Raw genomic sequence first — 13,282 nt, 5'->3', positions numbered from 1 at the left:
TCATGCCGCAATATTCTTTATCATATTATCGCGTTGCTCAGCGGCAATATTGCGCATTAAATCCCATTCATATGCGCCGCACAACCGTGCCAATTTCCCCTTCATGGCGTCAAGGCGGCTATAATGGCGTAACTTTGATTTTAACGGCGCATTGTCAACCCTCGGTTGATCGGGGTCAATTTCCCATGGATGGAAATATAAAATGGCGGGACGACCATCCTTTTCATTTACTTGATCAATTGCCCATTTGGAAAATTGATAGGGCAAAAGCCGGAAGAAACCGCCGCCACCTGCGGCCAGTCTTTTGCTGCCAAGCACCGCCGTGGTCACGGGAATTTCAACAAAATTTGATCCTTCCACAGGATGAAAGGCAAATCGCGGCGCCTCTGGCCATCCATAATGGTCATGTTTTATTGGCGCGACGCTGGAGGAATAATCATATCCCAAATCCGCCAAAATTTCATGCGCCCATGGGGTGCGCGCATCAATGGAGAAACTAGGTGCGCGATATCCCGTCACGCGGGCCTGCGATGCATCCTCTATCAAGGCGCGGGATTTTCGCAAATCGGCAATAAATTGATCAGGGGTCATGGTAAAAACCCGCTGATGATCATATCCGTGGCTGGCTATTTCATGACCAGCAGCGGCGATTTCGCGCATTAAATTTGGGTAACGTTCTGCCATCCAGCCAAGGGTAAAGAAAGTCGCCACCACATGATGATCGGAAAATAGCTGTAATATTTCGTGAATATTACGTTCCACCCGACATTCCAAACCATGCCAATCGGCGCGGGAAATCGTGGTTTCAAAGGCCCCTACCTGAAACCAATCCTCCACATCAACGGAAATAGCATTACGCACTTATCATACTCCATATCGGCGGATATTCAGCCGCATCATTATCATCATAGCATATAATTTTATGCGATTTTATGCCGCGCGATGTGCACGGGAAAGATTTTCCTGATAATCCTTATCTAATAAATCGGTCATGGCGACCATTAATTGCCGTAATAAGGCGTCTTGCTCAGCCAATTTCTTTTCAATCGCGTCAAATCGGGCATGGTCAATTGGTGCTGAAACTATGGGCGGCGTGGCTGGTGCGTCCAATATTTGCGCGGCCATTATTTCCTCTGCTGGCTTGGATTTTTCTGCCACCACCTGATTTACTTCTTCAATCTCCGCTTCAGCTTCAATCTTCGCTTCAACTTCAATTTCGGCCTCTGCTTCTTCAGCTTCGGCCATTTGTGCCATTTCTATATCATGATGCTCATTTTGCATGGATGATTGGTGCATCGCGGCCAATTCATCGGCACTTGCCTTGGCCGACATGGGCGCTTCATATTCAAATGGCTGCCCTGCCATATCAGCGACAACCGCCCTTACCAAATTGGCGTCAATAACATGCAATTCTTCCACCGCGCCCATTAACAATACACGCTGCATCAATGCATTTATTTTACGTGGCACCCCATTTGTTTCGTCATAAATTGCCGCGAAACTATCTTGTTCAAAAGATGGATTTCCCGCCCACCCTGCTTGGCTTAACCGATATTCAATATAGGGGCGAACTTCATCGCTATCCATCGGATCTAAATGATGATTGGCAATAACGCGTTGGCGCAATTGTTCCAATTGGGCAGAATTTTTAATAAGGTCGCGAAATTCCGGCTGACCCAATAAGAATATTTGCAATAATGCCGATGAACCAAGCTGAAAATTGGAAAGCATCCGCAATTCTTCCAACGCAGATATTTGCAGATTTTGCGCCTCATCCACAATTAAAAGGCAGCGGCGGCCATGACGTGCTTCTTCATGAAGGAAAAGCTCAATTTCCTTTAATGTGGCGGCCTTATCCTTATTTTGGGTTGAAATTCCAAAACATTCCGCCGCCATTTGCACCATATCATGCCCGTCAAGCTGGCTGGTCACAATGGTCGCAGCGGTTAAACGCTGGCGATCTATGCTGGCCATTAAATGGCTGACCAAGGTGGTTTTACCCGCGCCAACATCGCCGGTTATCACGATAAAGCCCTCGCCCTGTGCCAAACCATATCCCAAATAGGATAATGCCTTGCGATGCGTCACGCTTTCAAAATAAAATTCAGGATCAGGGGTAAGCTGAAACGGTCTACCGTTTAATTGATAAAATTGATCATACATTTTCAATATTCCTAAACATTAAAAGCTATAACGCAGGCCGACAAGCGCCGAACCGGTTATTTGGCTGTCAAAATCTACCTGACGTTGGGCATCTACACCCACCGCAGCCGAGGCGGATAAACCGCGAAAGATTTGACGATAATATGCGGCATTTGCGCCCACTGCGATGACATCATTTGACCCTGCAAATCCGGGAATGAAATAATTGCCATAAAAATTGGACTCGATGCGCGAATCTTCATCCAATGTCCGGCCCACAAATATGGAGGCAAAATAATTTTGGTCCACATTGCCGCTTAATTCTGCCTGCGCACCAATGTTGGAGGCAAGGAACCGGCGCCGTGCATAACCTGCTGCCACACCCGTATTCCAATCACCATCCGTCATCGCAACCGAGCCAGTCACACCGCGCGAACGAAATGCTGCGGATGATGCACTTTGCAATGCCTGTCCGAAACAGCTGCCGCCGCTTGCCCCAAATGCACAGCCGCCAATATCACCCGATATAGGGTTGCGATATGCGCTAAATTGAGTAGGCAAATTGGACAGGCTGTCATTGATAAGATTACCAAAACCCGTCACCGTGTCATAAACGCTGATATTCGCGCCGACATTGGCATTTGGTTGATAATTGATGCTGGCAATATAGGTATCGCTGTCATAACGGCGGCCATATCGCGCCTCAAGCGACGTTCTGCTGCTGGGGCGCCATAAAACGCCTGCATCCCAAAATATCCCATCGCTTTGATATGCGACAAGGCGCGGTGATGAAGGGTCGGTGACCAAACGGCCATCATTGCCCCTTATCGGATCATTATTCACATCACGCAGCGCATCACGCTCGCTCACCTTTATATCTTCATATCCCACACCGCCAACAACGGCTAAGGTCGGGCTGACCGGCACGGTAATGTCACCGCGCACATATTTGCTATCAAATCTTTGGTCCAATTGTCCCGCATCCTCACGCGACCAACCCGCGCCCACGGCCCAACCGACGGGCAAATCGCCCGGTTGTATCCCCACCGATACCGATGCGGCTTGGCTGACACTATCATCAAATGCGGATATAGGTTGCTGTCCATTGGGCAGAGTGCCCACATCGCGGCTTTCCAATTTGGTATAACCAACACGATAGGCGGCATTTACGCCAAGCTCACCCACATTTGTTGATAATGTTGGCCCGGCATAAATGGAATAAACCTGACTGATATTATCGGGCGACCCGACAATATTTGTCGGCGATGCGCCGCGCCCGTCAATGCGGCTGCGTGTCGCGATACCGCCTGCTTCCACACTTAATGCGCGGTTTACACGGTAACTGCCACGGGCAAGGCCGCTAATATTATCTTGGCTATCAATGCCATCATCATATCCAATGACACGTTCATAACGCACATTCATCTGTGCCTCTGCGCGATTTGTCTGGATAGAGGCATCAACCCCGGCGGCAATGGTGCTATATGTTAAAACATCGCTGCTGCCGTCTTTAAAATCGGTAAAGGCGACTTGGGTTACCTCCAAATATGGGGTCACATCAACATGGGGGCCACTTTTCTTGCCGCCTTTGCGTGTTGATTTTGAATTGGAACTGGATGATGCGTCATCGCCGCTATCTGCATTTGATGGGGCGGGGTTCACATATCCTGAATAATCGGCGGATAATTGCTGGGCAGATGCCTGACCAACAACCAGCGGAGATGTTGCAACCCCCATGATGAATGCGATTTTTTGAATTTTCACTATAGTAGACATGATTATGCTCCATATCCGTAATAGGACCCGAAACTGCGTCCTGTGGGAGAGAATTTGGCGCGGTTGAGCAATAATTGTATATTGTCACATCCGTCCAAAAGGCCGATTGCATCGCGCAGTGCGCTTTCCGTTGTCACATCTGCATGCACCACGACCAAGGTTTGCCCAACATGATATGCCAATACCGATGCGGGAGAGGCAGCCAAAGCGGGCGGCGAATCGAAAATGATAATGCGGCCTAGATCGGTGCGGCTTAATTGATCAATCAAACGCGCCGTGCTGGCCGCTGCTAAATATTCGGTATCCTGATTTGTCCTAATCCCTGATGGTAAAATGGACAGGCCGTCAATATCCGTATCCAAAATCAGATTTTCGACATTTTCGGTAGGATCAGACAGCGCGTCCATCAAACCTTTACGTTTTTGGGTTTCATCCAATCCCAATTCACGCATGATGCTGGGCTTTGCAAAATCCGCATCCACCAACAACACATTATTGTCTTTTTCACTGGCAATGGATAGCGCAAGGTTAATTGAGCTATATGTTTTGCCTTCATTGGGATGGGCCGAACATACCAATATCCGTGTGCCATTTTCAATGGGCGGCGCGCCCTTTGACCCACGAGCAGCCATCAATAATTGCCTTTTTGCGATGCGAAATTCCTCCGCTACGCTGGTCACCTCGCCGCCTGGCACAATATAATTATGCTCGGCCAAAAATGCACGGTCAATTCGCAATGTTTCCTTGCCCGATGATGCGGTCCGCTGCTCCACTACAGCCGACTTTACGGGTTCGATGGCTGCGCTTTGGGTGATTTTTTCTGGCTCTATTTCCGGGGTGGATGCCGGCGTGGATGCCGGCGTGATAGCAGGCGCAATTTTGGGAGCAATTAAAGGTGTAGCTTGCTTCGCCTCTATTTCCGCCACCGATTTATGCGAGACGTCCTTTTGCGATACGTCCTTTTGCATAACATCTTTATGCTGGGCATCCTTATGAGGGCTATCCATTTTCTGAAATTGCTTATCAAAACCATAAAGCTGGCCCGCTCTTTCCAAAAGAGACGATCCGGCATTATTTTTTGCTTTTATGTTGGTTTCTTTGTTCATTTCATATCCTCAAGCAGAAAGCCCGCGCTGCACAAATTCGACGATCAATAATAAAGCAAACACGCCGATTAAGGCCGCGCTACCGCCGTAAAATAGGCGCATTTTGCGGGCGCGGTCGGCGCGCTGTGACTGTGTCAACATTTGCGAAATTGACCCAATAACGGGTAATCCGCTGGCTTTTTCCAAACGCGATGCGGTGGGGAAACTTGTTTGCAAATGCGTCAGGGCAAATACCGCGCCCATGCCGCCGCCAATTGCCGCCAATAATATCATGGTTAGCAATAATGGGCGATTTGGCGCCGATGGTGATGAGGCAAGGCTGGGCGTGTTTAAAATGTTAAACCTTATCGAATTGGTTTCATTGGCCACCTGCCCACGTAATTTAACGGCCTCTCTTTGCGCCAATAATTCATCATATTGTTTTTTTAATACTTCATAATTGCGGTTTATATTGTCCATTTCTGCCGCGACGCCAGGCTCTTTAATCTGTTGAGATGTTAACTTCGCCATATCGGCCTGAATCGCATTTTTGCGCGCGTTTAACGCGCTAACGCTGGCCTGACGTTCCGCCTGCATCGCCTGTAATGAAGTATATGCCGGATTGGGTGATGTGCTGCCGCTAGATGCACTTGGACCTTTGGCTTGTCCGCTTAATGCTGAAATTTGCCGTTTTAACGCAATAATATCGGGATGTTGATCGGTTAAACCGCGCGCACGCGCAGCCGCCAATTCACCTTGCGCCGCGCTTAATTGGCCATAGGCTGCATTACCAGCTGTGCCCGCACCGCCCGGAACATTCAAACTTTTCGGCGTGCCAGCCAATTGACCATTCAACGCCGCCAATGCGCCGCTTGCCTGAACCAATTGCGAATCAATTTGCGCCAATTCTGCGCGGCTGGCCTCCAAACGCTGCGACACCGAACCCACACCGGGCAATAACCCCAAATGTTCGGTTTCAAATGCCACTCTTTTGGCCTCTGCTTCTTGTAATTCTTTTTGCCTCTTGGCCAATTCTGCATCCAAAAATGACATGGATTCGCCATTTTCGGTGCGGCCATTTAACAAGGCATCTTCCTGAACCACATCGATTAATTTTTGCACAATATCGCGCGCTAATTTCGGATTGCCTTGTGACACGGTAATTTCAAAAACATTGTCTTTTTCAGCAACAATTTTCACCTTGCCGCGCAATCCCTCCACTGCACCGGCCATTTCCTTGGCCGATTTAATGGACAGGCCCAAATCGGTGCCCTTAATCACTTTTTCCAAATTGCCCGATGACACAATGGTTTGTTCCAAACGGTCAACTTCGCGCCGCTGGTCATTGGTGGAAACGCCGGTTTGGTCGGTTAAAAAACTTTGTGTGCGGACATAAATTCGTGCCTTTGATTCATAGCTATTGGGAATCATTGAAATGGCAAGCCAGCCAAGCAGCGCAATGCCCCACGCAATGGCAAGGGCAAGCCAACGGCGATTCCAAATGCTATGTATAGCAATCCTTATTTCATCATATAGACCGTTCATCTATGGTCCGCTTTCTTTATATTATATACAATATTTTTCATGAATATCATTATGTTAAATTAAAATGCGCTTTCGGGAATATAAATCACATCTCCTGGCTGCAGGGCGACATTTGCCTTGCTATCGCCGCGTTTTAGCAAATCATTTAACCGCAAAGCATATTGCATTTCACGGCCCGTTCCTTTGTTAACCCGCGTCAATTTGGCCCTATTTCCATTGGCAAATTCGCTTAATCCGCCAACCGCAATCATCGCATCCAATAATGTCATATTGGCGCGATAGGGGATGGCGGCGGGTTTATCCGCACCGCCAACAATACGAATTTGTTGTGATGTCGCGGCAAAGCTGTTGACAATAACCGACACAATGGGGTCGTTAATATATTGGGAAAGCTGTATTTTAATATCCTGCGCCAACATGGTGCTGGTTTTACCAGCGGCGGGCATATCGGAAATTAGCGGCGTGGTGATTCGGCCATCGGGGCGAACCTGAACCTTTGCGCCCAATTCCTCATTTCGCCATACAAAAATGGTGATTTCATCCAATGGCCCGATTAGATATTCCTCCGCTGGCGCCCCTTGTTGCGGGATAGAAGGCGCGGGCGGCAATTGCTGCCCTCCACCAAAACCGCCACAACTGGCCAGCGTCAACGCGCTTGCCCCTGCAACCATTATTGCCTTATATTTCTTAATCTTAGCCATTACAGCACTTCCTTTAAATCATGTATTTCTGCCCAAAAAATCATATGCAATTGGGTAAAAAATATTAATCGTTCAGAAGTTTTGCAGGAAAATAGTGAAGATACCGTTAGCTTTATTTAAAAAACTGCATTTTTTTTGAAATATATGTGATTTTACAATAAAATCTCTTGGGCATGGCCCTGCCCTAAAAATGCCGATGGGCTGGCCGTTGCGCCATATGCGCCTGCACAAAATACCGCGACAATATCGCCAATTTCCGCCCGTGGCAGCAATGCCTGATCGGCCAATCGGTCCAATGGGGTGCATAAACAACCCACCACAGAGGCGACTTCTTGATCAGTTGATTCAAATTTATTGGCAATCGCCACAGGATAATTGCGCCGTACCACCGTTCCAAAATTGCCGCTTGCCGCCAATTGATGGTGCAATCCGCCATCGGTGATCAGGAATATTTCACCATGGCTGATTTTTTTATCAATTATCTTGGTCACATATACGCCCGCTTCTCCCGAAATATATCGGCCAAGCTCAATACAAAAATGGGTATTTTGCAAAATTGGCGGCAAATTATTCAACTTTTCCTCCAATGCCATGCCAATGGCAAAAACATCCAAGGGCATGTCGCCAGGAAAATATGCAATGCCAAAACCGCCGCCCAAATTCACCTTGGGCGCGGGCACGCCAATTTCGTTGCAAAGACGGGCGGCCAAATTAATTGTTTGCGCCTGTGCATCAATAATCGCATCGGCAGACAACGCCTGCGATCCAGAAAAAATGTGAAACCCGCGCCAATTTGCGCCTTGGTCAATCAATGCACGAACCATGGCGGGAACGCGCTCCTCATCCACACCAAATTGCTTTGCCCCGCCGCCCATTTTCATCCCCGACCCTTTTAAATCAAATGATGGGTTAACACGCACGGCCAAATTGGGGATTATATTTAATTGCCTGCCAATGGCGATGGCGCGCGCCATTTCATTTTCGGATTCCAAATTTATGGTGACGCCGCATTTTATTGCTTTGCTTAATTCCTCATCGCGCTTTCCAGGGCCGGCAAAACTAATTTTCTCAGGATCAACGCCATTTTTAATCGCAATATCCAATTCCCCACCTGATGCAATATCAATGCCGTCAACCATAGGGTAAATATGCTGTAAGAAAGGACCAAATGGATTGGCCTTCATCGCATAATGCACCGCCAATTTTTGGGGCATGGATTGGCGCAGCAACGCTATTCGGCCATCCAACATGTCCTTGCTATAGATGAATAGCGGGGTTGAACCGGCCGCTGCGGCAATTTCACTCACGCATTGCCCAGCGATGATCAGCTCGCCATTTTGGGCTGCATAGCCCTGCGGAATAGGTCCTAATTTCTTCATCCTTGAATCTTTTCTATCAATGCGGTGCGATCAAGTTTTCCATTCGCATTTTTGGGAAATATATCCAACCATATCATTTCTTGCGGTTGCATGAAATTGGGCAAATTTTGCCTTAAATATGATGATAATTTATCCTGATTATCCCCCGCTTCCTTATCCACGGCCCGCACAAATAAAATAATCGCCTCCCCCAATTTTTCATCCTTGCGTCCAATGGCACATGCCTCTGCCGCAATATGTGACGCAATGGCAATCTCTTCAATTTCGGTCGGGCTAACCCGATTGCCCGACACCTTTATCATCGCATCATCACGGCCCATAAAATATAATAAACCATCCGCTGCCCGCTTTACCGTGTCGCCCGACCAAACGGCCATAGCGCCATATTCGGAAAAATCAGGCGCAGGGCGAAAACGCTCACTGGTTCGTTTTGCATCTTGCCAATATCCTTTGGCCACCAATGGGCCGGCATGAACCAGCTCCCCTTCCTCATCAGGGGCAGCCTTTTCACCATTTTTATTCACCACCATAATTTCGGCAAAGGGAATGGCGCGGCCCATGGATGTTGGATGCGTGTCAATTAAATCAGGATCAAGGAATGTTGAACGAAATGCCTCGGTCAAACCATACATGGCGAAAATTTTACTTTTGGGGAAAAATGACCGCAATTTTTGCACCAAATTTTGGGTTAACGCCCCGCCGCTATTGGTCAATCGGCGCATATGCCGCACGGCTTCCTCTGGCCAATGCTGCTCCACCAATTGCACCCATAGGGGGGGAACAGCGGCAAGCGTGGTGACGCAATATTTCTCACATGCCTTTACCACATCACGCGGCAATAAATAATCCAATGGCACAACCGCGCCGCCCGCATACCATGTGGAAAATAGCTGATTTTGGCCATAATCAAAACTTAATGGCAAAACCGCCAATGTCACATCATCTCGCTCCATTGCCAAATAATGCGCCACTGATTGTGCGCCCAATGTTAAATTGGCATGGCTTAACATCACACCCTTGGGCCGTCCGGTTGACCCTGATGTATATAAAATCGCGCACAGGCTATCGACATCTAAATCGCCCGGGTTCATCGGCCATGACGGTATGTCATTTTGCAATGCGGCAAAGACTTGCTGTTCTTCATATATAGCAAAATTTTCTATATTTTCATCATGTTCATTCAGGGCGGCCAATCTGCCCTTATTTGCAATAATCAACTTTGCGCCGCTATCATGCATAATATGCGCGACTTGCCCCGCCTTTAACAATGGATTTATCGGCACATAAATAAGCCCCGCACGCGCGGCGGCAATTGGCATGATACAGGCGATAATCCCCTTGCCGCTCCAACAAGCAACACGATCCCCGCTATTTACATTTTGCGACCGTAGCCAAAAAGCAAAACGCCCAATATATAGGTTCAATCTTTCATAGCTATATTGTTCATCCTTAATGATTAAGGCAATATCGTCGCTGCGCCCTTTCAAGATGATATGGTCAAGAGGAACCGGATGGGGTGTCGGAGATGAAGACTTCATATTTTTAAGTAAGGCCTTAACTATTTTAACGTAGAGAATGTCAACTTACAGCATAGAATCAATTTGATATATAAGCTTTACAGGGGTTAATAGTGCCAAAAAGTGAACATCTGGATAATATTCTTGACCTGCAAGCGAAAATGCGGGGCGGATTAGACCGTGATGCACAACCGCATTTATTTAACCGAATTGATTGGCTGGATTATCTTATCCGCTATGCAATGCCAAAGGATAGGCAATATTTATTTTTAACCAGTGGTGGTGATAATGCGCGGGCGGTTTTGCCGCTGTATAAACATGGTTTTGGGCAATATCATTCGCTTTCCAATTGGTATAATTTCACCTTTCAACCCATATTTTCGGGCTGTAAAGACTTGCCCGACCGTATGGCATTATTGCGGGCCATTGCCGTTAATGCGCATCAAAAAATGTGGCATATCTGCCTTACCCCTGTGCCGGATGAAGATGATATTACCGACCAAATCATCACTGCCTTTACCCAATCGGGATGGATTGCTTATACCCGACCCATTGATGAAAATCATATTTTGCGCCTTAATGGCCGCAGCTTTGATGAATATTGGGCCACGCGCCCTGGCCAATTGCGCAATACGGTAAAGCGAAAGGCAAAAAAAAATGCCGTTTCGATAAGAATCGATAAAAATTTTACCCCTGAAAATTGGCGCGATTATGAAAAAATCTATGCCAAAAGCTGGAAACCGGGTGAAGGAAACCCCGTTTTTTTACAAAATCTGGCCAAGAATGAGGCCGAATATGGAAGTCTGCGATTGGGCCTTGCCTATGCCGATGATGTGCCTGTGGCAGCGCAATTTTGGACAGTGGAAAATGGCCATGCCTTAATCCATAAATTGGCGCATGACGAAAAATATAAAAATCTTTCCGCAGGAAGTTTATTAAGCGCGGCATTATTTCAACATGTTATCGATGTGGACAAGGTAGATATCATTGATTTTGGGACGGGCAGCGATCCATATAAAAAAGATTGGATGGAGGAGGTGCGCCACCGCAATCGTATAAACCTATATTGGCCTGCCCATCCGTGCAGCTGGCCCTATATCGTAAAAAACAAGCTAGTTGCTCTTGCCGAACGCAAAAAAAATGGCCAAGACAGTTAAATAATAATGATGCGGGTTACATAAAGGGAAAATTGTGTCCACCAAAGCAATGAATTTAAATGATCATGATGGCAATGAAAACACATCCATCATGTCCGATGATCTGATTACCAAGGTAAAGGAAATTTTGCGCGATGCGCTTGGCCTTTCCGATCATCAAATTGATGAGATGGATTTATCCACCGAATTATTTGGCGCACTGCCCGAACTTGATTCCATGGCCATTGCGACCTTGTTAACCGAGATGGAAGACCGGTTGGATATCATTGTCGATGATGAGGATGTCGACGGCGAATTATTCGCCACATTGGGCAGTTTAGTTACCTATGCGCGGATTAAAACCAAAGGTAAATGAACGTACTTCATCAAAAAACCTATCATATAAATGGGGCCGATGAACAATTGGTCATCTCCCTGCCCTATGCCGAAACCCGCATTTTAATCATCCCGCCCTTATTTGACGAGATGAACCGGATGCGGCGTTTTATTTGTCAATTTATGACATCGTCCATATCATTTCAACTGGGCAGCACAGTGCTTGATTTACCCGGATGTAATGAAAGCCTGCAATTACTGGCTAATCAGGATTTGGAAATTTGGCAACAGGCGGTGGCCGTGGCCGCCACCCGATTTCAGGCAACACATATTTTGTCATTTCGCGGCGGCACTTTAATCGACCATGTGCCAAATTTGCCGATATTTCGCGTTGCCCCATGCAAGGGCCGCAGCCTATTATCCACTTTAATGCGGACCGAAATCATCACGCAAAAGGAAATGGGTAATATTGTAAATAGCGACCATTATTTTGCCCAATCAAAATTGGGGCCCATTTGTCTTGCCGGCAATATGTTGGGCACAAATATGGTCAATGCCCTGCAAAATGCACAGCCCCATAACGCGCCCCATGTCCACACCATAAAAATTGGCAATGGCGATAATATGATATCGGGAAGCGCCCTGTGGCTGCGCGCTGAACCGGGCGAGGATGAACATATGGCCAATATGTTGGCCGCGCATATCGCCGCCAATTTGCACAATGAAAATTTCACCAGCGCAGGGGCCGAAAATGACGGTTGAGCGCACATTTTTTTACCGTGATTGTATGGGTGACCAAATCGCCATGACCATGGACAAACCCACAATTCCGGCGAATAAAATCGGCATTGTCATTGTGTCGGGTGGCAATGAAATCCGCACTGGCGCACATAGAGGGCAAGCAAAATTGTCTCGTGAATTGGCCAAAAAGGGCTTTACCATTTTGCGATATGATCGGCGCGGTGTGGGCGACAGCACGGGTAAAAACAAAGGTTTCATGCATGCACGTGACGATATTTTTTGCGCCTTAACCGCAATTTGCGATGATGAAATCGGCATGGAAAAAATATTCATTATTGGCAATTGCGATGCCGCGACCTCCATTGCCATAAATGCACATGCCGCATCGGAGCAATTTCCCAAATTATCCGGCCATATATTGACCAACCCATGGACAATTGACATTGCCGAACCAAATCAAATTAACGCCGCAGCGCCCCATAATGCCGTCAAGGATGATTTACCCTCCGCCGCGGCAATACGCGCGCGATATTTGAAAAAAATAACCGATCCCGCCGCATGGAAGCAATTATTATCCGGCGGGACAAATATTGGCAAAATCTTTGCCGGATTAAAAAAATCATTTCAAAAAAATAATCTGTCAGTCACAGGTAAAATATATTTTGACGCGCTGTCATCGCTTAATCAACCAACAAAAATATTATTGGCACAGCATGATAATACCGCCATTTCATTTTATGAAATTTGGAAAGGCAAATATGGCCATGCCGCCCGCGCAAACCCGCATATTCATTTGGCCAAATTGGACAGCGCGTCACATAGCTTTGCCGATGAACAATCCTTTGACTGGCTCATCACCCAAATCACCGATTATATAATTGAAATTTAAAAACACAGATTTTATCGCCTGAAGTCTGCAAAAAC

At 47.1% G+C, this 13,282-nt stretch carries 12 protein-coding genes; 4 read left to right on the top strand and 8 right to left on the bottom strand.

The features are described 5' to 3' along the window. The 8 genes from LPB140_RS06280 to LPB140_RS06245 form a co-directional block, all read right to left on the bottom strand. Positions 1-861 (bottom strand): XrtA system polysaccharide deacetylase, encoded by an 861-nt coding sequence (locus tag LPB140_RS06280; RefSeq protein ID WP_072559109.1) that lies wholly within the window; start codon positions 859-861, stop codon positions 1-3. A gap of 69 nt (positions 862-930) precedes the next feature. Then, a complete protein-coding gene (locus LPB140_RS06275) occupies positions 931-2,163 on the bottom strand; it encodes an XrtA/PEP-CTERM system-associated ATPase (protein ID WP_072559108.1) in 1,233 nt (410 codons plus the stop codon). An 18-nt stretch (positions 2,164-2,181) separates the two neighbouring features. After that, on the bottom strand, positions 2,182-3,918 hold the full coding sequence (locus LPB140_RS06270) for a TonB-dependent receptor (RefSeq protein ID WP_072559107.1): 1,737 nt from the start codon (positions 3,916-3,918) through the stop codon (positions 2,182-2,184). Between the two features lie 2 nt (positions 3,919-3,920). Further along, positions 3,921-5,024 carry an AAA family ATPase gene (locus tag LPB140_RS06265; protein WP_072559106.1) on the bottom strand — a complete coding sequence of 368 codons (1,104 nt, stop codon included), beginning with the start codon at positions 5,022-5,024 and terminating at the stop codon, positions 3,921-3,923. 9 nt (positions 5,025-5,033) lie between these two features. After that, a complete protein-coding gene (locus tag LPB140_RS06260) occupies positions 5,034-6,548 on the bottom strand; it encodes an XrtA system polysaccharide chain length determinant (RefSeq protein WP_072559105.1) in 1,515 nt (504 codons plus the stop codon). 59 nt (positions 6,549-6,607) lie between these two features. Next, positions 6,608-7,219 (bottom strand): XrtA/PEP-CTERM system exopolysaccharide export protein, encoded by a 612-nt coding sequence (locus LPB140_RS06255; protein ID WP_232223485.1) that lies wholly within the window; start codon positions 7,217-7,219, stop codon positions 6,608-6,610. A gap of 182 nt (positions 7,220-7,401) precedes the next feature. Next, entirely contained in the window at positions 7,402-8,628 is a 1,227-nt protein-coding gene (locus tag LPB140_RS06250; RefSeq protein WP_072559103.1) for a pyridoxal-dependent decarboxylase, exosortase A system-associated, read from the bottom strand. Continuing rightward, the gene (locus tag LPB140_RS06245) at positions 8,625-10,166 is read right to left on the bottom strand and encodes an acyl-CoA ligase (AMP-forming), exosortase A system-associated (RefSeq protein WP_072559102.1); all 1,542 of its coding nucleotides are present in this window, start codon (positions 10,164-10,166) and stop codon (positions 8,625-8,627) included. Before LPB140_RS06245 ends, LPB140_RS06250 begins: the two co-directional genes overlap by 4 nt. A 92-nt stretch (positions 10,167-10,258) precedes the next feature. On the opposite strand from LPB140_RS06245, the gene LPB140_RS06240 reads away from it, so the two are divergent. The 4 genes from LPB140_RS06240 to LPB140_RS06225 are packed head-to-tail and all read left to right on the top strand — an operon-like array spanning position 10,259 to position 13,247. After that, positions 10,259-11,302, top strand: coding sequence for a GNAT family N-acetyltransferase (locus LPB140_RS06240; protein WP_072559101.1), 1,044 nt, complete (start codon positions 10,259-10,261; stop codon positions 11,300-11,302). 49 nt (positions 11,303-11,351) lie between these two features. Continuing rightward, on the top strand, positions 11,352-11,657 hold the full coding sequence (locus LPB140_RS06235; protein WP_232223369.1) for a phosphopantetheine-binding protein: 306 nt from the start codon (positions 11,352-11,354) through the stop codon (positions 11,655-11,657). After that, complete coding sequence (locus LPB140_RS06230; protein ID WP_083550100.1) at positions 11,654-12,379, top strand: alpha/beta hydrolase family protein; 726 nt, start codon at positions 11,654-11,656, stop codon at positions 12,377-12,379. Before LPB140_RS06235 ends, LPB140_RS06230 begins: the two co-directional genes overlap by 4 nt. Continuing rightward, on the top strand, positions 12,339-13,247 hold the full coding sequence (locus tag LPB140_RS06225) for a hydrolase 1, exosortase A system-associated (RefSeq protein WP_198024075.1): 909 nt from the start codon (positions 12,339-12,341) through the stop codon (positions 13,245-13,247). Before LPB140_RS06230 ends, LPB140_RS06225 begins: the two co-directional genes overlap by 41 nt. Positions 13,248-13,282 lie beyond the last annotated feature (35 nt).

It is taken from the genome of Sphingorhabdus lutea (assembly GCF_001889025.1).
Taxonomy (GTDB): Bacteria; Pseudomonadota; Alphaproteobacteria; order Sphingomonadales; family Sphingomonadaceae; genus Sphingorhabdus_B; species Sphingorhabdus_B lutea.
Note: the sequence above shows the minus strand (reverse complement) of the source record. Positions and strands in the feature narration are given on the sequence as shown.